Source organism: Streptomyces sp. NPDC091371, from assembly GCF_040684275.1.
GTDB lineage: Bacteria > Actinomycetota > Actinomycetes > Streptomycetales > Streptomycetaceae > Streptomyces.
Genome location: NZ_JBFBFP010000005.1, coordinates 63,697 through 84,237, shown reverse-complemented (window position 1 = coordinate 84,237; position 20,541 = coordinate 63,697). Strand labels below are relative to the sequence as shown.

General features: G+C 72.9%; 19 protein-coding genes. 12 read left to right on the top strand and 7 right to left on the bottom strand.

The genetic code is table 11. From position 1 onward, the window contains the following. Window positions 1-36: 36 nt before the first annotated feature. Window positions 37-1,398 (bottom strand): glutamine synthetase family protein, encoded by a 1,362-nt coding sequence (locus AB0O21_RS08695; protein WP_365167959.1) that lies wholly within the window; start codon window positions 1,396-1,398, stop codon window positions 37-39. Between the two features lie 172 nt (window positions 1,399-1,570). On the opposite strand from AB0O21_RS08695, the gene AB0O21_RS08690 reads away from it, so the two are divergent. The 4 genes from AB0O21_RS08690 (at window position 1,571) to AB0O21_RS08675 (ending at window position 3,945) form a co-directional block, all read left to right on the top strand. Then, on the top strand, window positions 1,571-1,945 hold the full coding sequence (locus AB0O21_RS08690) for a hypothetical protein (protein ID WP_365167957.1): 375 nt from the start codon (window positions 1,571-1,573) through the stop codon (window positions 1,943-1,945). A gap of 54 nt (window positions 1,946-1,999) precedes the next feature. Next, the gene (locus AB0O21_RS08685) at window positions 2,000-2,689 is read left to right on the top strand and encodes a DUF3105 domain-containing protein (protein ID WP_365167955.1); all 690 of its coding nucleotides are present in this window, start codon (window positions 2,000-2,002) and stop codon (window positions 2,687-2,689) included. Window positions 2,690-2,763: 74 nt separating this feature from the next. After that, a complete protein-coding gene (locus AB0O21_RS08680; protein ID WP_365168304.1) occupies window positions 2,764-3,366 on the top strand; it encodes a DUF305 domain-containing protein in 603 nt (200 codons plus the stop codon). Window positions 3,367-3,525: 159 nt separating this feature from the next. Continuing rightward, entirely contained in the window at window positions 3,526-3,945 is a 420-nt protein-coding gene (locus AB0O21_RS08675; RefSeq protein ID WP_365167953.1) for a CBS domain-containing protein, read from the top strand. Here AB0O21_RS08675 and AB0O21_RS08670 read toward each other — a convergent pair. Both AB0O21_RS08670 and AB0O21_RS08665 read right to left on the bottom strand, forming a co-directional pair. Continuing rightward, window positions 3,930-4,808, bottom strand: a complete 879-nt coding sequence (locus AB0O21_RS08670) for an alpha/beta hydrolase (protein ID WP_365167951.1) — start codon at window positions 4,806-4,808, stop codon at window positions 3,930-3,932. The genes AB0O21_RS08675 and AB0O21_RS08670 overlap by 16 nt on opposite strands. Continuing rightward, on the bottom strand, window positions 4,805-5,554 hold the full coding sequence (locus AB0O21_RS08665) for a DUF998 domain-containing protein (protein ID WP_365167948.1): 750 nt from the start codon (window positions 5,552-5,554) through the stop codon (window positions 4,805-4,807). Before AB0O21_RS08665 ends, AB0O21_RS08670 begins: the two co-directional genes overlap by 4 nt. Window positions 5,555-5,627: 73 nt before the next feature. Here AB0O21_RS08665 and AB0O21_RS08660 point away from each other — a divergent pair, with 73 nt between their 5' ends. The 4 genes from AB0O21_RS08660 to AB0O21_RS08645 all read left to right on the top strand — a co-directional run bounded on the left by AB0O21_RS08660 (window position 5,628) and on the right by AB0O21_RS08645 (window position 10,786). Then, window positions 5,628-5,990, top strand: a complete 363-nt coding sequence (locus tag AB0O21_RS08660; protein ID WP_365167946.1) for a hypothetical protein — start codon at window positions 5,628-5,630, stop codon at window positions 5,988-5,990. Window positions 5,991-6,122: 132 nt separating this feature from the next. Then, window positions 6,123-7,715, top strand: a complete 1,593-nt coding sequence (locus tag AB0O21_RS08655; protein WP_365167944.1) for a multicopper oxidase family protein — start codon at window positions 6,123-6,125, stop codon at window positions 7,713-7,715. Between the two features lie 96 nt (window positions 7,716-7,811). Next, complete coding sequence (locus tag AB0O21_RS08650; RefSeq protein WP_365167941.1) at window positions 7,812-8,981, top strand: DUF4352 domain-containing protein; 1,170 nt, start codon at window positions 7,812-7,814, stop codon at window positions 8,979-8,981. A gap of 50 nt (window positions 8,982-9,031) precedes the next feature. After that, a complete protein-coding gene (locus tag AB0O21_RS08645) occupies window positions 9,032-10,786 on the top strand; it encodes an NAD+ synthase (RefSeq protein ID WP_365167939.1) in 1,755 nt (584 codons plus the stop codon). 62 nt (window positions 10,787-10,848) lie between these two features. Here the strand turns inward: AB0O21_RS08645 and AB0O21_RS08640 are convergent, their stop codons facing one another. Beyond that, a complete protein-coding gene (locus AB0O21_RS08640; RefSeq protein WP_365167936.1) occupies window positions 10,849-11,871 on the bottom strand; it encodes an endonuclease/exonuclease/phosphatase family protein in 1,023 nt (340 codons plus the stop codon). A gap of 298 nt (window positions 11,872-12,169) precedes the next feature. On the opposite strand from AB0O21_RS08640, the gene panB reads away from it, so the two are divergent. The 3 genes from panB (at window position 12,170) to AB0O21_RS08625 (ending at window position 15,002) form a co-directional block, all read left to right on the top strand. Next, window positions 12,170-13,048 carry a 3-methyl-2-oxobutanoate hydroxymethyltransferase gene (gene panB, locus AB0O21_RS08635; protein WP_365167933.1) on the top strand — a complete coding sequence of 293 codons (879 nt, stop codon included), beginning with the start codon at window positions 12,170-12,172 and terminating at the stop codon, window positions 13,046-13,048. 98 nt (window positions 13,049-13,146) lie between these two features. Next, window positions 13,147-14,151 carry an ATP-binding cassette domain-containing protein gene (locus AB0O21_RS08630; RefSeq protein ID WP_365167931.1) on the top strand — a complete coding sequence of 335 codons (1,005 nt, stop codon included), beginning with the start codon at window positions 13,147-13,149 and terminating at the stop codon, window positions 14,149-14,151. Next, window positions 14,148-15,002 (top strand): ABC transporter permease, encoded by an 855-nt coding sequence (locus AB0O21_RS08625; RefSeq protein ID WP_365167928.1) that lies wholly within the window; start codon window positions 14,148-14,150, stop codon window positions 15,000-15,002. Before AB0O21_RS08630 ends, AB0O21_RS08625 begins: the two co-directional genes overlap by 4 nt. Before the next feature lie 59 nt (window positions 15,003-15,061). Here the strand turns inward: AB0O21_RS08625 and AB0O21_RS08620 are convergent, their stop codons facing one another. After that, complete coding sequence (locus AB0O21_RS08620; RefSeq protein WP_365168302.1) at window positions 15,062-18,544, bottom strand: BTAD domain-containing putative transcriptional regulator; 3,483 nt, start codon at window positions 18,542-18,544, stop codon at window positions 15,062-15,064. Window positions 18,545-18,626: 82 nt separating this feature from the next. On the opposite strand from AB0O21_RS08620, the gene AB0O21_RS08615 reads away from it, so the two are divergent. After that, the gene (locus AB0O21_RS08615; protein WP_365167926.1) at window positions 18,627-19,430 is read left to right on the top strand and encodes a site-2 protease family protein; all 804 of its coding nucleotides are present in this window, start codon (window positions 18,627-18,629) and stop codon (window positions 19,428-19,430) included. A 17-nt stretch (window positions 19,431-19,447) separates the two neighbouring features. On the opposite strand, the gene AB0O21_RS08610 is transcribed toward AB0O21_RS08615, so the two are convergent. Together AB0O21_RS08610 and npdG are read right to left on the bottom strand one after the other, a co-directional pair. Further along, entirely contained in the window at window positions 19,448-19,633 is a 186-nt protein-coding gene (locus tag AB0O21_RS08610) for a hypothetical protein (protein ID WP_365167924.1), read from the bottom strand. Window positions 19,634-19,738: 105 nt separating this feature from the next. Then, window positions 19,739-20,452, bottom strand: coding sequence for an NADPH-dependent F420 reductase (gene npdG, locus AB0O21_RS08605; protein ID WP_365167922.1), 714 nt, complete (start codon window positions 20,450-20,452; stop codon window positions 19,739-19,741). Window positions 20,453-20,541: the final 89 nt, after the last annotated feature.

Genomic DNA, 20,541 nt, shown 5'->3' with positions numbered 1-20,541 from the left:
CGCCGGCCCCTTCGCGTTCGCACCGCCGAACCGCGGCTACAGCACCGGGAGGTTCTTGCGCAGCTCGAAGGCGGTGACCTCCGAGCGGTATTCCTCCCACTCCTGCTTCTTGTTGCGCAGGAAGAAGTCGAAGACGTGCTCGCCGAGGGTTTCGGCGACCAGTTCGCTGCGTTCCATCAGGGCGATGGCCTCGCCCAGGTTCTGCGGGAGGGGCTCGATGCCCATCGCGCGGCGTTCCGCGTCGGAGAGGGCCCAGACGTCGTCGTCGGCGCCCGCCGGGAGTTCGTAGCCCTCCTCGATGCCCTTGAGGCCGGCCGCCAGGAGGACGGCGTACGTGAGGTAGGGGTTGGCGCCCGAGTCGATCGAGCGGACCTCGACGCGGGAGGAGCCCGTCTTGCCCGGCTTGTACATCGGGACGCGGATCAGGGCCGAGCGGTTGTTGTGGCCCCAGCAGATGTACGAGGGGGCCTCGCCGCCGGAGCCGGCGGTGCGGGAGGAGCCGCCCCAGATGCGCTTGTAGGAGTTGACCCACTGGTTGGTGACCGCCGCGGTTTCGGCGGCGTGCTTGAGGAGGCCCGCGATGAAGGAGCGGCCGACCTTCGAGAGCTGGTACTCGGCGCCCGACTCGTAGAAGGCGTTGCGGTCGCCCTCGAAGAGGGAGAGGTGGGTGTGCATGCCCGAGCCGGGGTACTCGGAGAACGGCTTCGGCATGAAGGTGGCCTGGACGCCCTGTTCGAGGGCGACCTGCTTCATGACCAGGCGGAAGGTCATGATGTTGTCGGCCGTGGACAGCGCGTCGGCGTAGCGGAGGTCGATCTCCTGCTGGCCGGGGGCGCCCTCGTGGTGGCTGAACTCCACCGAGATGCCCATGGATTCGAGCATCGTGATCGCCTGGCGGCGGAAGTCCATGCCCACGTTCTGCGGAGTGTGGTCGAAATAGCCCGAGTTGTCCGCCGGGACCGGGCGGGTGCCGTCCAGCGGCTTGTCCTTCAGCAGGAAGAACTCGATCTCCGGGTGGGTGTAGAAGGTGAAGCCCAGGTCGGAGGTCTTGGCCAGGATGCGCTTGAGGACGAAGCGCGGGTCCGCGAAGGACGGGGAGCCGTCCGGCATCAGGATGTCGCAGAACATCCGGGCGGTCCCGGGGGCCTCCGCGCGCCACGGCAGTATCTGGAAGGTGCTCGGGTCCGGCTTGGCGATCATGTCGGACTCGTAGACCCGCGCGAAGCCCTCGATCGCGGAGCCGTCGAAGCCGATCCCCTCGTCGAAGGCCTGCTCCAGCTCGGCGGGGGCGACCGCGACGGACTTGAGGAAGCCCAGTACGTCGGTGAACCACAGGCGCACGAAGCGGATGTCGCGCTCCTCAAGCGTCCGGAGGACGAATTCCTGCTGCTTGTCCATGCCTTCATCCTCGCAGTTCAGACGGCCTGTGCACCACCTCCCCGAGGGGCGGGCCACAGTCTGGCCGGCCCAGTATCGCCAGCGGTGGTTTCCGCCACATTACGCACCCCGGAAAGCTCATGGCACCCCCGCACTGACCTCCGGCCCGTCATGAGCATTACCATCTGCGCCCATGGGGGGCCGGCAGTACACGCAGCGGGGGCGGCAAGGACGTCCGCCGCTCCGGCGTGCCGTCCGTCTGACGGCTTTCTGGGGTCTGGTCGGGGCGCTGCTGGCGGTGCTGTTCCTCTGTGCGCGGCCCGGTGGGACCGACCGCGTGGTCGAGGCGCGGGCGCACGCCGTCTGCGTGTCGCCGTACGACCTGCCCGGCTGCTCCCCCCTCGCGCACGCGATGCCGGGCGTGCTCCCCGCGCCGCCGCCCACCGCGGTACCGGCCGGCGGTGAGCCGCCGGCTCCCGCCCGGGCCTGCGGGGCGGGGTCGACGCGGCCGCCCGAGCCGCTCGCACGGGCTCCCGACCTGCATGTGCTCCAGGTGCTGCGGACCTGACGGGTCCGGTTTCGCCGCTCCATCCACCCCCCTCAGCCAAAGGAACCAGGGCACATGTCCAGCAGGACCACCAACAGCACCGACCCGCAGTCCCGCCAGGCGCGGATAGCCGAGATGCGCAGGGCCGAGAAGGCGCGCGAGCGGCGCGTGAAGGCCATCACGATCACCCTCTCCACGGCCATCGTCGCCGGCCTCGTCGGCTTCGGCGCCTGGGTGCTGATCGACCAGAAGCAGACCGAGAAGCGCAAGCAGCAGGCCGCGGAGAAGCTCCTCAAGGAGCAGCAGGAGCTCCGCAAGCAGCCCATCGAGGGCGAGACGGTCGCCGACGCGAAGACGCTGGGCCGCAACCACGTCGAGACCCCGGTGAAGTACGAGACGAACCCGCCGGTCGGCGGTGACCACCACCCCCGCTGGATGAACTGCAACGGCGACGTCTACAAGAGCGCGGTCCCCGAGGTGAACGCCGTGCACTCGCTGGAGCACGGCGCGGTCTGGGTGACGTACAACGAGAAGGCCGCCCCGGCCGATCTCGAGAAGCTGACCGCGCGGGTGGAGAAGACCCCGTACACGCTGATGAGCCCGGTCAAGGAGCAGGCCGGGGCGATCACGCTCAGCGCCTGGGGCAAGCAGCTGACGGTGCAGTCGGCGGACGACCCCCGGGTCGCGCAGTTCTTCACCAAGTACGTGCAGGGCGAGCAGACCCCCGAGCCCGGCGCCGCCTGCACGAACGGCCTGACCAAGTGAGCCGTACGCCCCGTACGTACTGGGTCTCGGGCACGGCCGTCCTGCTGGCGCTGCTGTTCGCGGCCGTGGCCACGATGGCCGCCGCCGCGAACGGCGACGACGGCGACCGGGCCGGCGCTCCGGCCGTGCCCGGGCCGCGGTCCGCCGACGCGGGCTTCGCCCGGGACATGGCGGTGCATCACCAGCAGGCGGTGGAGATGTCCTTCATCGTGCGCGACCGCACCCAGGACGAGGCCGTACGCAGCCTCGCGTACGACATCGCCAACACCCAGGCGAACCAGCGGGGCATGCTGCACGGCTGGCTGGACCTGTGGGGGCTGCCGAAGGTCATGGCCGACGAGCCCCCCATGGCCTGGATGGGACACGGCGACGGGCACGGCGGCGGGCACGCCGGGCACGGGGCCGCCCAGCCCGGCGGGGCCCTCATGCCCGGCATGGCCACCAAGGAGGAGGTCCTGCGGCTCGGCGCCGCCGAGGGCCGGGACGCCGAGGTGCTCTACCTCCAGCTGATGACCGACCACCACAAGGGCGGCGTCGCGATGGCCGAGGGCTGCGCCAAGCTGTGCACGACTCCCGTGGAGCGGGCACTCGCCCAGGGCATGGTCGACGCGCAGCAGTCGGAGATCACCCTCATGGCGGACATGCTGGCCAAGCGCGGGGCCGCGCCGCGCGGGTGACGGGACACGCCCGTACGGTGGTGGGAGGCGTCCCGTCACCCGTATGGGCGTGTGCTCCCCCCTGTCGGGTCGCGTGGGCCGAACGGCCGAATGACGATGGGGACGCCGCGGCGGGAGCATCCGCGCCCCGCCGCACTCGGCGCTTTGGAGGTTTACGCGATGACCACCGCCGGAGAGATCATGCACGCCGGGGCCCAGTGGATCCCCGCCACCGCGACCCTGGACCAGGCCGCTCAGCTGATGGCCCGCCTCAATGTGGGCGCGCTGCCCATCAGCGACAAGACGGAACGGCTCTGCGGCATCCTGACCGACCGCGACATCGTGGTCGGCTGTGTGGCCAAGGGGCACAACCCCGCGAAGGTCACGGCCGGCGACATGGCCCAGGGCACCCCGCGCTGGATCGACGCGAACGCGGACGTCTCCGAGGTGCTCGAGGAGATGCAGAGCCACCAGATCCGCCGGCTCCCGGTGATCAGGAACAAGAAGCTGGTCGGCATGATCAGCGAGGCGGACCTGGCCAAGCACCTCTCGGAGGAGCAGATAGCCGGCTGGGCGGAGGCGGTCTACACCCGCAGCTGATCCGCGTCGAGGACCGCCCGGGCCACCTGGTCCGGGCGGTCCAGCATGACCAGGTGGCCCGCGGGCCCGGCCACCTCGAAGCGGGCCCCGAGCCGGTCGGCCAGCTCCGCCTGGCGGGCGAGCCAGCGCAGGTCCGAGCCGCAGTGGCCCGCCAGGACGGTCGCGGACGCGGTGAGCGGCCGGACATCGCGCAGGGCCAGCACCTCACCAGCCACATCCACATAACGGGCGTTCTCCAGCAGCGCCCCCCGCCAGACGCGGCCAGTGCGATATACGCGGCGTACGAGATCACGCGCGGCCGGATCGGACCCGCCGGTCCGCGACGCCCGCACGGTGACCCGCCGCGCGAGCGGCCCGAACGCGGCGGGCAGCCCGACAGCACTCACGGCCCGCCCGACCCCCCGCGCGAGCCCCGTCCGCACCCCGACGGGCAGCAGCGCCCGCGGAGCCTCCTCGACACTCGAGTCGACCAGCACCACGCCCGCCGTCCGCTCGGGGTACAACCGGGCAAACGCCTCGGCGTGAAACCCGGCGATGGAATGCCCGACGACCGTGACGCGGCCCGCCTCGTCCCGCCCCCCGGGCAGGTCCCCGGGCAGCCCCAGCGCATCCAGCAGCCCCGCGATCCGCCGGGCCTCCCCCGCGGCCGTCGGCGGCTCGGCGGCCGGCCCGCTGAGCCCGTGCCCCGGGCGGTCGAAGCGCACGACGGTACGGCCCGCCGCGACGAGCAGCGCGGCCACCGCGTCCCAGTCGAACCAGGCCATGGCCAGCCCGGCGCTGAGCACGCACACCGGCCCCCGCCCCTCGACCACCACGTGCAGCGGGACCCCGTCCACCCGAACGAACCGGCCCGCGCCCCTCACGTACGGCGCTCCTTGTACACGGAGTACGCGAGCAGCCCCAGCCAGAGCGCCACGAGCAGCACCTGCAGCCGCTGCCCGGCACCCAGCGCCCAGGTACCGCGCCCCGCGGTGAACAGCGCTATGGCCGTCAGGGTCCACGCGGTGGCGAGCAGTTCCAGGACGACGAGCACCGGTCCGCAGCGGGCCAGCGGGGCGAGCCTCCCGTACCGCCGGGCGGCGACCGTGAGGGCCACGATCCCGACGAGGGCGCCGGTCATCGCGAGGCTGCTGCTGACGGCGTGCGCCTGATGGGTGGCGGGGACGAGGCCGGCGGTCTCCCGGGCGGCGCACACCGGGTCCACGGTGGGCGTACAGCTCAGCGGCAGCCAGGCGTCGGCGGCGGTGGCCGCCCCGAAGAGGGTGACCCCGGCCCAGCCGGCGACGGCCCACGGGCGCCGGGACTCGGCGTGGCGCAGCAGCCCGCACAGTGCGAGCAGCCCGCCCGCGAAGGCGAGCAGGCCGGCGCAGAAGTCGGTGGCCCGGAAGAGGCCGCCGAGCGGCTGGTCCTGGGCGGCGAGCTCGCTCACGTACGTCTCGATGGGGTTGAGGCCCGTGGAGAGGACGACTTCGAGCACCCACGCGGTGTAGGCGGCGGCGCCGAGCCCGATCAGCACGGCGACCGGCAGGGCCGCGCGGGATGCGGGGCGCGACGAGGAGTGCGGCGCAGCGCGCCGGGAGGGACGCAGGGAGGGGCCATTAGGGGACATAGTGTGACTAATCCTATGCAGACCCGGCGGTTGATCCGACGATCGGATACCCGCCCGGGGTAGGGTCCCGCACATGACGAGCAGAGCCCAGCGAGCCGCCCCGTGGCCCCGGCCGCTGCCGCTGCTCGCCGCGCTCCTGCTGGGCCGTCCGACTGAGTCCCATGCCTCGGAAGACGCACCCGCCGTCCACACCGTTGCCCCGGCCGCCCCGCTGCCGGGCACCGGCACAGGCACAGGCACCGGCACGGACCCCTGGTCCCTCTGCCTCGCCGTGCTGACCGGGCTCGTCGTGCTGCCCCCCGGGGCCGGACCGGCCGGCTCCCGCGGTACCGCGCCGCTCGGGGGCGCGGGCCGCATACCGGGCCGGTCCGGCGGCGGCCCCGCCCCGCCCGCGCCCCGCGCACTCCCCCACCGGCCGGGCGTCCTGCACGTATAGGACCGGGCCCCGCCGCCGCCCCGGCATGCCCGCACGCGCGCACACCCGCACGCCCACACACGCGCGCCCGCCCAGGGGCGGCGGCCGACGGCGTCCGCCCTTCCCCCCCTCACGACACCACGAGGTACTTCCGTGCGCTCCCTCCCCTCCCGCCGCGCCGTCCTCGGAGCCTCCGCGGCCCTCGCCGGCTCGGGTCTGCTCGCCGCCTGCGCCCACACCGCCGCGGGCCCCGGCGCCGCAGGCCCCGGCGCCGCCGCCCAGGCCGCCGCCCCCGGCGACTACGTGGACCCGGCCGGGCCCGAAGTGCAGGCCGCCGAGGCCGCCCGCAAGGCCACCGGACCGCTCACCGAGGTCAAGGTCACCGCCACCGCCACCCCGCTGGACCTCGGCGGCGGCCGCGTCTTCCGCTCCTGGGCGTACGGGGACAGGCTCCCGGGGCAGGAGGTACGGGCCACCGCGGGCGGCACGCTCTCCCTGACCCTGGCCAACAACCTCCCCGAGGCCACCTCCCTGCACTGGCACGGCCTGGCTCTGCGCAACGACATGGACGGGGTCCCCGGGCTGACCCAGCGGGACATCGCCCCGGGCGGCTCCTTCCAGTACGAGTTCGCCGTCACGCACCCGGGGACGTACTGGTTCCACCCGCACACCGGGGTCCAGCAGGACCGCGGGCTGTACGCGCCGCTGATCATCGAGGACCCGAAGGAGCCCCTCTCGTACGACAAGGAGTGGGTGGTGGTCCTCGACGACTGGCTCGACGGAGTGGACGGCTCCACCCCGGACGCCGTGCTCGCCGAACTGCGCGGCACCAACGGCCAGGCCGCCGCGGGCCACGCCGGCCACGGCACGGCGCCCACCGCCCGGCCCACCGCCTCACCGAGCGGCACCGGCCCCTCCCGCGTCCGGATGGCCGGGGAGAGCGACGTCCTCGGCAAGGACGTCGGCGACGTCGCGTACCCCTACTACCTGATCAACGGCAGGGCGGCGGACGCCCCGTCGGTCTTCGAGGCCAAGCCCGGCGACCGGATCCGGCTGCGCATCATCAACGCGGGCGGGGACACCCCGTTCCGCATCGCCCTCGGCGGCCACGAACTGACGGTCACCCACACCGACGGCTTCCCCGTGGAGCAGGCCAGGACCGGCTGCCTGCTCCTCGGCATGGGCGAGCGGTACGACGTCCTGGTCACCGCGCAGGACGGGGTGTTCCCGCTCACCGCGCTGGCCGAAGGCAAGGGCCAGTCGGCGCTCGCCGTGCTGCGCACGGGCTCGGGGACGGCGCCCACCGCGGCGACCAGGCCGGCCGAACTGGACACCCGCCCGCTGATGGCGGACCAGCTCAAGGCAGCCGAGTCGGCGGCCCTGCCGGCGCGCACGCCGGACCGTACGCTCTCGCTCCGGCTGACCGGCACGATGGCCCGCTACAACTGGGCGTTCGACGGCGCCCCGTACACGCCCGACCAGCGGCATCCGGTGAAGGCGGGCGAGCGGGTCCGGCTGGAGTTCAGGAACTCGACGCCGATGTGGCACCCGGTCCACCTGCACGGGCACACCTTCGCGCTGAACGGCGGCACGGGCGCCCGCAAGGACACGTCGGTCGTTCTGCCGGGCGGGCGGCTCTCGGTGGACTTCGACGCCGACAACCCCGGCCTGTGGATGCTGCACTGCCACAACGTGTACCACTCGGAGTCCGGGATGATGACGGTGCTCGGCTACGAGCGACCGTAAATCGCCGCGTGGGTCGGGGCGGCGGCATGGCAGGCTTGGGGCGATCACCGCAGCGCACGAACAGCGCGACGACCCAGAAGGACGCGTCTCCCCCGTATGAGCACCCCGCCGAACCCGTCCCACACGCCGACCGAGCCGGCCGGTACGCCCATACCCGAGGGGACCCCGACCCCGGCCTCGGCCCCGGCCCCGGCCCCGGCGCCCCAGCAGCCGCCGTCGCTGGAGAAGACCCCGACCCCACCGGCCTCGGACCCGGCCGCGCCGGCCCCGGCCCCGGAAGCCCCGGCACCCGCCCCCGCCGCCTCGTCGTTCGCCCCGGTCACCCCGCCCGCGCCGCCGGCCCCCGCAACTCACCACACCGGTCCCGGATTCGGCGCCCCCACGAACCCCGTGAACCCCACGGCCCCCGGCGCCCCCGGCACCCCCTTCCCCGGCAACCCCTGGGCCCAGCCGCACCCCGGCGCCGCCTACCCCATGTACGCGCCGCCCGCCCCGACCACCAACGGCCTCGCCGTCGCCGCGGCGGTCGTCGGCGGCATCGGCATCCTGATCGGCCTCGTCCCCTTCTTCTTCTGGATCGGCGGCGTCCTCGCCCTGACCGCGATCGGCCTCGGCATCGGCGCCATCGTCCGCTCCTCCAACGGCGCCCCGAACAAGACGCTTTCCATCGTCGGGACCGTCCTCGGCGGGCTCGCGCTCGCCGCCTCCGTGGGCGGCGTGTTCATCACCACCGTCGTCGCCGAGGGCGTCGAACAACGCAGGAAGGAGCGGCTGTTCGGCGAGATCGAGCCGTCGCCCTCGAAGCCGCCCTCGAAGTGGCCGTCGACGCCGCCGTCGAAGTCGCCCACCCCGTCCCAGGTCCCCGGCCTGACCAGCGCGCTGCCCTTCGGCGAGACCTTCACGTACCCCAACGGCCTGAAGGTGAGCCTCTCGGCGCCGACGGAGTACAAGCCGAAGGGCGTCATCGCCCGCGAGCGGATCAAGAACGCGATCCAGGTCACCGTCACCATCACCAACGGCTCGAGCACCCCTCACGAGGTCATCTACGCCATGCCCAACGTCCGTGACGACAAGGGCATGACCGCGGAAACGGTCTTCGACAGCGCCGGCGGCGTACCGAAGATGATCAGGGGTTCCATCATGCCGGGCGAGTCCGCCAGCGGGATCGTGGCCTTCGAGGTGCCCGAGGGCACCAAGAGCATCACCGCGGACATCTCTGCCGGCGTCCTCCTCGACGACGTGAAGTACGCCGGTCCGATCGGCTGAACGAGCGGGATCCAGGACATCGCGTCAGAAAGACGATTAGACTGGCTCCCGTGCCTCAACTTCGTCTCGCTCTGAATCAGATCGACTCGCACGTCGGCAACATCACCGCCAACGCCGACTCGGTCGTCCACTGGACCCGGCACTCCGCCGAGCAGGGCGCCCACCTGGTGGCGTTCCCGGAGATGGTGCTGACCGGGTACCCCGTCGAGGACCTCGCCCTGCGCGGGTCCTTCGTCGAGGCCTCCCGCGCCGCCCTGCGCGACCTGGCGGGGCGGCTCGCGGACGAGGGCCTCGGCGAGCTCCCCGTCGTCGTCGGCTACCTCGACCGCACCGAGCAGGCCGCGCCCCGGCTCGGCCGGCCCGCCGGTTCCCCGGAGAACGCGGCCGCGGTGCTGCACCGCGGGGAGGTCGTCCTCCGCTTCGCCAAGCACCACCTCCCCAACTACGGCGTGTTCGACGAGTTCCGGTACTTCGTGCCGGGCGACACCCAGCCGGTGATCCGGGTGCACGGCGTCGACGTGGCCCTGGCCATCTGCGAGGACCTCTGGCAGGAGGGCGGCCGGGTCCCCGCCACCCGCTCCGCCGGGGCCGGACTGCTGATCTCGATCAACGCCTCCCCGTACGAGCGCAACAAGGACGACGTCCGCCTCGAACTGGTCCGCAAGCGCGCCCAGGAGGCCGGCTGCACCCTCGCCTACCTCGCCATGATCGGCGGTCAGGACGAGCTGGTCTTCGACGGCGACTCGATCGTCGTCGGGGCCGACGGCGAGGTCATCGCCCGTGCCCCGCAGTTCTCCGAGGGCTGCGTCCTGATCGACCTCGACCTGCCCGCGGCGCGGGCCGACGCCCCCGAGGGCGTGGTGGACGACGGGCTGCGCATCGACCGGGTGGTGCTCTCCGAGGAGCCCGTGGAACCGTACGAGGCGGTCGTCACCGGCGGTTACGCCGACCGGCTCGACGACGACGAGGAGGTCTACGACGCGCTGGTCGTGGGCCTGCGCGCGTACGTGAAGAAGAACGGCTTCCGCTCCGTCCTGATCGGGCTCTCCGGAGGCATCGACTCCGCACTGGTCGCCGCCATCGCCTGCGACGCGATCGGCGCGCAGAACGTGTACGGCGTCTCGATGCCCTCGAAATACTCCTCGGACCACTCCAAGGGCGACGCCGCGGACCTGGCCGAGCGGACCGGCCTGAACTTCCGGACCGTGCCGATCGAGCCGATGTTCGACGCGTACATGGGCTCGCTGGGCCTGACCGGTCTGGCGGAGGAGAACCTCCAGTCCCGGCTGCGCGGCACCATGCTGATGGCCGTCTCCAACCAGGAGGGCCACATCGTGCTGGCCCCGGGCAACAAGTCCGAGCTGGCCGTGGGCTACTCCACCCTCTACGGGGACTCCGTGGGCGCGTACGGCCCGATCAAGGACGTCTACAAGACGGACGTCTTCCGCCTCGCGCAGTACCGCAACCGGGCCGCCGCCGAGCGCGGCGAGACCCCGCCGATCCCCGAGAACTCGATCGTGAAGCCGCCGAGCGCCGAGCTGCGCCCCGGCCAGGTGGACACGGACTCGCTGCCGGACTACCCGGTGCTCGACGCGATCCTGGCCCTGTACGTGGACCGCGACCAGGGCCTGGAGGCGATCGTGGAGGCCGGCTTCGACCGCGAGCTGGTCGCGAAGACCGTACGCATGGTGGACATGGCCGAGTACAAGCGCCGCCAGTACCCGCCGGGCACGAAGATCTCCGCGAAGGGCTTCGGCAAGGACCGCCGGCTGCCCATCACGAACGGCTGGCGCGAGCACGCGTAGCCGCCGCGCCCGGCTCGTGCGAAAAGGGGCCCCGCCGCCGATGCGGCGGGGCCCCCTCGTGCCTAGACCGTCACCCGGGCCGCGATCGGGAGGTGGTCGCTGCCCGTGCGCGGCAGGGTCCACGAGGCTTCCGGTTCGATCCCGCGGACCATGATCTGGTCGATCCGGGCCATCGGGAACTGGGCCGGCCAGCTGAAGCCGAAGCCGTCGCCCACCGCGCCCTGCGTGGAGCGCATCTGCGAGGTGACCTCGGACAGCGCGCGGTCGTTCATGGTGCCGTTGAGGTCGCCGAGCAGGATGACCTTCTTCAGCGGTTCCGCGGCGAGCGCGGCGCCCAGCGCGTCGGCGCTGTTGTCGCGCTGGTTGGCGGTGAAGCCGGCCTTCAGCTTGACCCGGACCGAGGGCAGGTGGGCGACGAACACGGCCACCTGGCCCTGGGCGGTGTCCACGGTGGTGCGCATGGCCCGGGTCCAGCCCATCTTGATGTCCACGGGTCGGCTCGAGGACAGCGGGAACTTGCTCCACACGCCGACGGTGCCCTCGACGGAGTGGTACTTGTACGTGCCCTCCAGCGCCTGCTCGTAGACGGGGACGACGCTCCCCTTGAGCTCGGTCAGGGCCAGGACGTCGGCCCCGGACCTCGCGATCGACGCGGCGGTGCCGCGCGGGTCGGCGTTGTCGGCGTCGACGTTGTGGGTGGCGACGACGAGGTTGCCGCCGGGGCCGGACTTGTCGGTGACCAGGCCCCCGAAGAGGTTCGCCCAGACCGCGGCCGTCAGCAGTATCGCGATCAGCGCGGTCGCCGACTTCCGCAGCACGGCGCCGACCAGCAGCAGCGGGACGGCCAGGCCCAGCCAGGGCAGGAAGGTCTCGGTGAGGCTGCCGAGGTTGCCCACGTCATTGGGCAGCTCCGCGTGGAAGACCATGACCAGGCAGACCAGCACGGCGAGCGCCGCCAGCACCAGCCCGCGCCGCCAGATTCCCGGGTCTCTGCGCAGTTCGGCCAGCCGGCGCCGGAAGCGGGACGCGGAGGGCTCGGGCTCCGAGCCGCCGTTCCCCGACTCCGTCATGTACGCCTGTGCCATGCCACTGCCCTCGCTGCCGTGCTCGCGCTCCGTCCCCGCCCCTTGACCCTAGGCGATGACCGGAGCCTTCCGTGCCGTACGTCACGACCGCCCGGTGCGGTCGTACGTCCGGGAGGACGAACGGCCGTGCGCCAGGGGTTCCGCTTGCTTCGGCTTGTCACGAAACGCGCACATTGCATCCTCCGGGCCCGGCGCGCTCCCCGCAGCACTTCCGCCTTTGGCCACGCGGATGCCACCATGGTGGGTGAGTCCGGGGACGCCGTAAGGGCGCCTCGAGATGACACAAGGAGCAGTTGCAATGACGCATGCCGTTTCGCCTGCCCGCGAACCCGCAGCAGCATCTCCGTCAGCCACCCACACCCTGTACGGAGGCACGGGCACCCGGCGCATCACCGTCCGCGACCTGACCCTCGCCAAGGAACGCGGCGAGAAGTGGCCCATGCTCACCGCCTACGACGCGATGACCGCGTCCGTCTTCGACGAGGCCGGGATCCCGGTGATCCTCGTCGGCGACTCCATGGGCAACTGCCACCTCGGCTACGACACCACCGTTCCGGTGACGATGGACCAGATGACCATGCTGTCGGCGGCCGTCGTACGCGGCACGAGCCGGGCACTGGTCATCGGCGACATGCCGTTCGGTTCCTACCAGGAGGGCCCCGTCCAGGCGCTGCGCAGCGCCACCCGCCTCGTGAAGGAGGCCGGGGTGGGCGCGGTGAAGCTGGAGGGCGGCGAGCGCTCGCTGGCCCAGACCGAGCTGATCGTGCAGGCCGGCATCCCCGTCATGTCCCACCTGGGCCTGACCCCGCAGTCCGTCAACGCCATGGGCTACCGGGTCCAGGGCCGCGGCGACGAGGCCGCGCACCGGCTGCTGCGCGACGCGAAGGCGGCGCAGGACGCGGGAGCGTTCGCGGTGGTGCTGGAGCTGGTTCCGGCCGAGCTGGCCGCCGAGGTCACCCGGTCCCTGCACATCCCGACGGTCGGCATCGGCGCGGGCGCGGAGTGCGACGCGCAGGTGCTGGTGTGGACCGACATGATGGGCCTGACCGGCGGAAAGATGCCGAAGTTCGTCAAGCAGTACGCGAACCTCCGCCAGACCATGAACGACGCGGCGAAGGCCTTCGCCGAGGACGTGGTCGGAGGAACGTTCCCGCAGGCCGAGCACGCCTTCCACTGATGCAGTGAGCGATACCGACAGCCCGCCGACAGGACGTCGGCGGGCTGTCGGCTTCCTGTCGGTCGTCTGTCGGTCGTCTGTCAGTGGGGCCTGGTCCCATGGTGGACATGACGCGAAACGACAAGAACCGCAACGCCGTCGAAGTGCGGGGGCTGGTCAAGCACTACGGCGACACCAAGGCGCTGGACGGGGTCGACCTGGATGTCCGCGAGGGCACCGTCCTCGGGGTCCTCGGGCCGAACGGCGCCGGCAAGACCACCCTGGTCCGCTGCCTGTCCACCCTGATCACCCCGGACGCCGGGACGGCGACGGTCGCCGGCTTCGACGTGGTCCGCCAGCCGCGCCAGCTGCGCCGCACCATAGGCCTCACCGGCCAGTACGCCTCGGTCGACGAGAAGCTCTCCGGCTGGGAGAACCTCTACATGATCGGCCGGCTGCTGGACCTGTCCCGCAAGGACGCCCGGGCCCGCGCCGACGAGATGCTGGAGCGGTTCTCGCTCACCGAGGCCGCCAAGAAGGCCGCGATGACCTACTCCGGCGGCATGCGCCGCCGGCTCGACCTGGCCGCCTCGCTGATCGGCAACCCGGCCGTCCTCTACCTGGACGAGCCGACCACCGGTCTCGACCCGCGCACCCGCAACGAGGTGTGGGACGAGGTGCAGCGGCTCGTCGCCGAGGGCGCCACGGTGCTGCTCACCACCCAGTACATGGAGGAGGCCGAGCAGCTGGCGAGCGAGCTGACGGTCATCGACCGCGGCAAGGTCATCGCCAACGGAAAGGTCGACGAGCTGAAGGCCCGGGTCGGCGGCCGCACCCTGCGGGTCCGTCCCGTGGACCCGTCGGACCTGCCGGGCATGGCCCGTTCGCTGGCCGAGGCCGGGCTCGACGGGGTGGCTGGCTCGCAGGCCGTCCCGGACGAGGGCGCCCTGCTGGTCCCGATCCTGAGCGACGAGCAGCTGACCGCGGTGGTCGGCCTGCTGGCCGCCCGCGGGTACGCGGTCTCCGACATCAGCACCTACCTGCCCAGCCTGGACGAGGTGTTCCTGTCCATCACGGGCCAGAAGCCCACCATCACCGACGTTCCCGAGGAGGTCGCGGCATGAGCACGGCAACCACGACGAAGCCCACCGGCACCGCGGCCGCCCCGGCGGCCGGCGCGGCGGCCCTGCCCGGCGAGGGCCGGATCGGCCTGCGGGCCAACCTGCGCCACATCGGCGCGCTGGTGCGCCGCAACGCGCTGCAGATCAAGCAGGACCCCGAGTCGATGTTCGACGTCCTGTTCATGCCGATCATCTTCACGCTGCTGTTCGTGTTCGTCTTCGGCGGCGCGATCTCCGGCAAGGGCAACCAGGGCGAGTACGTCAACTACGTGGTCCCCGGCCTGATGGCCATGATGGGCATGAACATCGCGATGGGCGTCGGCACCGGCGTCAACGACGACTTCAAGAAGGGCGTGATGGACCGCTTCCGGTCCATGCCCATCGCCCGCTCCTCGGTACTGATCGCCAAGATCGTGGTCGAGCTCGGCCGGATGATGGTCGCCATCGCGATCCTGCTCGGCATGGGCTTCATCCTCGGCCTGTCGATCAAGGGCTCCGTGCTGGACCTGTTCCTGTCCATCGGCCTGTCGGCCATCTTCGGCGCCTCGCTGATGTGGATCTTCATCCTGCTCGGTCTCACCCTGAGCACCGCCCAGGCGGTGCAGGGCATGGCGATGATCGTCCTCATGCCGCTGCAGTTCGGCAGCTCGATCTTCGCCCCGCCGACGACGATGCCCGGCTGGCTGCAGAGCTTCACGGACTACAACCCGCTGTCGAACCTGGCCGATGCCGCCCGCGCCCTGATCAACGGCACCCCGCTCGGCAACTCGGTGTGGATCACCCTGGCCTGGTCGGTCGCCATCACGGCGGTCAGCATGCCGATCGCGGTCCGCAAGTTCCGCCAGAAGACCTGATCCGGGTCGGCCGGTCCGTTCGGATCGCGTCCCGGACGGGCCCCTGACCGGGGGCCGGGTCAGATGAGGGCGGTGGCCTCCTCCAGGGTGAGGCCGCCGCCTTCGGCGTACGCGGCCTCGTAGGCGGCGTCGCCGAGCGCCGCCCGGGCCAGCTCCTCGGCATGGGCGGCGTCCTCGCGTTCCGTGGTCACGGTGAAGTGCCCCGGCGGCAGGTGCGCCCGGTAGGCGCCGAGCAGCCGCGCGGCGTCCCAGGTGCGCTGCGGACCGCCGAGCGAGGCGAGGGAGACGGCGGCCGTCAGCAGGTAGACGGCCGACAACTGCGGGGCGACCATCTTGGCGAGCGGGTCCTGTACGGCGGTCGACGACTCGCGGACCAGGGCCAGCGCCGCTTCGAACTCGCCTTCCTGGTTGTCGAGCCAGGCCATCGTGGCGCGGAGGAACACGTCGAAGACGGCGTAGGCCCCGAAGGCGAACTCCTCGCGCAGCGCCCGGATCTGGGCACGGGCCTCGGGGAACCGGCCGGTGCGGCCGAGGAGGCCCGCGAGGAACATCCGGGCGGCGGGCATGGCCTCGTTGCCGAACCGCTGGACGGTGGCGACGGTGCTGCGGAGGATCTCCTCGGCCTCCTCCACCTCCCCGAGCTCGGCGAGGTTCCCCGCCATCCGTACGCGCAACACCGTCACCTGGGCCTTGGCCCCGAGGCGTTCGGCGTGCTCGATGGCGGCGCGGTAGTCCTCGGTGGCCGGCCCGTACTGCCCGCGCTTCTCACGGGACTCGGCGCGGGCGGAGAGCGCTTCGGCACAGCCCCAGTCGTCGCCGAGCTCCCGGAAGATCGCCAGGCTCTCCTCGGCGTCGCGCGAGGCGTCCCCGGCCCAGTCGGCGCGGTTGGCGAGGACGTTGGCGCGCAGCTGGAGGGCGGAGGCGAGCTCCCAGCGGTAGCCGAGCTCGCGGGCGGTGACGACGGTCTCGTCGATGACGTGCTTGAGCAGCCCCGGGTCGCCCGCGATCATGACGGCGTAGATCCAGAGGGAGGCGGGGGTCCGGCAGGTCTGCGGGAGCCCCGGCCGGTAGGTGGCGATCACCCCGTCGACCAGTGCCCGTACCTCGGGGGTGTCCCAGGTGTCGTTGGTCTGGTCGCGGGCCGCCAGCCGGACCAGGTGGACCGCCCGCCAGGCCTCGGTGCGCAGCTCCCCGCTGTAGGGCGGCGGGGTGTCCACGAGCCGCTCGTACACGGGCTCGGCGGGCACGAAGGGCGGGGCGAAGGGGTCGGGGCCGAGCGTCGCGGCCGCTTCGGACCAGTGCCGGGACTCGGTGCGCAGGTCGTGCATGTGCCAGTACCAGCCGAGGGAGTGGACGAGGCACAGCACCTCGTCGGCGTCGCGGGTGGCGACGGCCCGGCGCAGGGCGGTGCGGAGGTTCTCGTACTCGGTGGCGAGCCGGTCGGCGGCGGCGCGCTGGCCGTGGCCGCGCAGCAGGGGCTCGGTGGTGCGGGCGAGTTCGCGGTAGTGGACGAGGTGGCGGCGCTCGGTGGCCTCGCGGTCGCCGCCGGCCGCGGTGAGCTGCTCGGCGGCGTACTCGCCGACGGTCTCCAGCAGCCGGTAGCGCATGGCCGAGCCGTCCGCTCCGGGGGCGGCGACGACCAGGGACTTGTCGACGAGGGAGCCGAGCACGTCGGCGACGTCGTACGAGGGGTCCGCGCACACGTCCTCGGCGGCGCCGAGGTCGCACCCGCCGGCGAAGACGGAGAGCCGGCGCAGCACGGCCCGCTCGGGCTCGTCGAGCAGCTCCCAGGACCAGTCGACGACGGCCCGCAGGGTCTGCTGCCGGGGCAGCACGGTCCGGGCGCCGCTCGTGAGCAGCCGGAAGCGGTCGTCGAGCCGGTCGGCGATCTGGCGCGGGGTGAGCAGCCGCAGCCGGGCGGCGGCGAGCTCGATGGCGAGCGGCAGCCCGTCGAGGCGGCGGCAGATCTCGGCGGCGGCGTCCGGGTCCTCGTCGGTACGGAACCCGGGCCGCGCGGCGGCGCCGCGGTCTCCGAGGAGCTCCAGCGCGACGGGGTCGGGCAGCGGCTCGACGGGCCGCAGGGACTCGCCCGGTACGCCGAGGGGTTCGCGGCTGGTGGCGAGGATCTGTACGCCGGGGCAGCGCGCGAGGAGTTCCTCGGCTAGCCGGGCGGCGGCGTCGACGACGTGCTCGCAGTTGTCGAGGAGCAGCAGCAGCCGGCGCCGCGCGCAGTGCTCGGCGAGCCGGTCGAGTGGGTCGTCGCCGTGGCGGTCGGTCAGCGCCCGCAGCTCCTCGGCGGCGGCGCCGCGCAGCTTGGTCTCGCGGGCCCCGAGCGCGGCGAGCGCGGCTTCGGCGACGTCGTCGGGGTCGTCCACCGGAGCCAGTTCGACGAGCCACACCCCGTCGGGCCAGTCCCCGCGTACGGCGTGCGCCTCGGCGGCCTCCTGCGAGAGCCGGGTCTTCCCGGCCCCGCCGGGCCCGAGCAGGGTGACGAGCCGGGCCCGCGCGAGGTCCTCCCCGATGACCACGATGTCGTCCTCGCGGCCGACGAAGGTGGTCAGCCGGGCGCGCAGATTGCCTCCGGCGGGGGTGGACGCGTACGGGCGGCCCTGCCCGGGCCCCTGCACCGGCTGCGCCGGATACCCGGGTGCGCCGGGGCCGGGGTACGGGGCCTGCGGTGCGGGCCCGCCGGGAGCCCCGGACTGCCCCCCGGGCCGGGCGGAGTCCGCGCCGGGGGCCCCACCGGGGCCGGGGTACGTGACGTGCGCCCCCGGCCCGGCCGCGTCGCCCGCGCGGCCGGTCGTCACCGGGGCGGCCCCCGGCCAGGGCTCCGGCGGGGACAGCAGGTCGGCGTGCAGGGCGCGCAGGGCCGGGCCGGGGTCGGTGCCCAGGCGGTCGGCCAGGTCGCGGCGTACGGACTCGTACGCGGCCAGCGCCTCGGCCGGGCGGCCGGCGTCGCGCAGGGCGCGGATGCGCAGGGCCTGGAGGGGTTCGTCGAGCGGCTGCTGCGCGCACAGGGCGGTCAGCTCGGGCAGGGCCTGCTCGGCCCGGCCCAGGGCGAGGGCCGCGGCGAGGCGGCCCCGGTGCGCGTCGGACCGTACGGCCTCCCAGCGCGCGGCCTCCCCGGCCGGGTCGGGCAGGTCGGCCAGCGCGGGCCCGCGCCACAGGGCGAGGGCGTCGTCGTACAGGGCGGTGGCCTTGGCGGGGTCCCCCTCGGTGAGCGCCGCCTCCGCCGCGAGGGCGAGGCGCTCGAAGCGGTACAGGTCGACGTCCTCGCGCTCGGCGGCCAGCCGGTAGCCGCCGTCCGCGGACCGCACGGCCTCGTGCCCGAGCGTCCGGCGCAGCCGCGCGACCAGGGCCTGCAGGGCGGCCACGGCGTCGGCCGGCTGGTCGCCGTCCCACACCTCCTCGACCAGGAGGTGCGCCGGCACCGTGCGGCCCGGCCGCAGCGCGAGCGCGGTCAGCAGCGCCCGCAGGCGTGCTCCGCCGACGGCGACGGGGGTCCCGTCGTCGCGGATGGCCTGGGCGGTGCCGAGGATCATGTAACGCACCGGCCCATTGTCCCCGTACCGGCACCCGGCCCCGCCCCCATTTTCGCCGCGGCCCCGGGATAGGTTTCGCCGCATGGGTCATCAGGGCAGCCGCGGTGAGCGGCGCATCAGTTCCGTGTTCCTCGGGATCGTCGCCGTCATGGCGGTCACCGGCTGGGCGGTGTGGACGCAGTACGCGACGAGCACCGGCCTCGCCGTCTTCCTCTTCGTGACGTCGGCGTGGATCGTCTCCCTCTGCCTGCACGAGTACGCGCACGCCCGCACGGCCCTGCACGGCGGCGACCTGTCGGTGGGCGCCAAGGGCTACCTGACGCTGAATCCGCTCAAGTACACGCACGCGCTGCTGAGCATCGTCCTGCCGGTGCTGTTCGTGATCATGGGCGGGCTGGGCCTGCCCGGCGGCGCCGTGTACATCGAGCGGGGCCGGATCCGGGGCCGCTGGAGGCACAGCATGATCTCGGCGGCGGGCCCGCTGACGAACGTGGCCTTCGCGATCGTCTGCACGGCCCCGTTCTGGCTGGACGCCCTCGACGGCGTCCCGCATCCGTTCCGCCTCGCGCTGGCCTTCCTCGCCCTGCTCCAGGTCTCGGCGGCGATCCTGAACTTCCTGCCGGTCCCGGGCCTGGACGGCTACGGGGTCATCGAGCCCTGGCTGTCGTACGGGGTGCGCCGCCAGGTGGAGCCGCTGGCTCCGTTCGGCCTGATCGCGGTCTTCGCGCTGCTGTGGATCCCCGAGGTGAACCGGTTCTTCTTCGACGTGGTCTACGGCGTGCTGGGCCCCCTCGGGGTGACCGAGCCGGAGGCCTACTGCGGCCGCGAGCTGTACACCTTCTGGCGTGACGAGGGCGCCTTCTTCTGCACGACCCCGCTGGACTGAGCGGACATCAGCGCAGGTCAGACGGAGGGCCGCGCGGCCTTCTCGGCCTTCGCCTTGCGGATGTAGTACCAGGCCATGTTGGACGTGAGACCGGCGAGCAGCACCCACACGATCCCGATGAAGCTGCCCTCGACGAAGGCGACGACGGCCGCGGCCACGGCGAGGACGCAGACGACAACGGCGAAGACGGCAAGGCGGGGCATGGGGAGAGCTCCTCGAAAACACTGAACGGGGCCGAGCCCTCCCAGTGTCCCCCATGCCCCGCAGTGCTCCCGTAAGGACGGCCGCGGCCGGCACGGCTCCCGGGGTCAGACGTCCGTGATGCGCAGGCCCGCGTGGGCCTTGTAGCGGCGGTTCGTGGAGATCAGGTTCGCCACCAGGGATTCGACCTGGTGGGCGTTGCGCAGGCGGCCCGCGAAGACTCCGCGCATGCCCGGGATGCGGGCGGCGAGGGCCTGCACGAGGTCCGTGTCGGCGCGGGATTCGCCGAGGACCATCACGTCGGTGTCGATCTCGTCGATCGACTCGTCCTGGAGCAGGACCGCCGAGAGGTGGTGGAAGGCGGCGGTGACGCGGGAGTCCGGGAGCAGCGCGGCGGCCTGCTGGGCGGCGCTGCCTTCCTCGACCTGGAGGGCGTAGGCACCCTGCTTGTCGAAGCCGAGCGGGTTGACGCAGTCCACGACGAGCTTGCCCGCGAGGTCCTCGCGCAGGGCTTCGAGGGTCTTGGCGTGGCCCTCCCACGGCACGGCGATGATGACGACGTCACTGCGGCGCGCGCATTCGGCGTTGTCGGCGCCCTCCACGCCGAGCCCCAGTTCCTCGGCCGCGGTCCGCGCGCGGTCCGCGGCGCGGGAGCCGATGATCACCTTCTGGCCGGCCCGGGCGAGCCGGTAGGCGAGGCCGCGGCCCTGGTCGCCGGTGCCGCCGAGGACGCCGACGACCAGGCCGGAGACGTCCGGGAGCTCCCAGGGGTCCTTGGCCGGCGGCTTCTGCGTGTTGTCAGAGGAAGTCGAGGAAGTCATGGGGGCGAGGGTACTGCCGAGTAGGCGACAGTCGAAGGGCCGGGAAGGGGGAGGAAGCGGCGGGAAGCGGTCACATTCACGCCATTCAT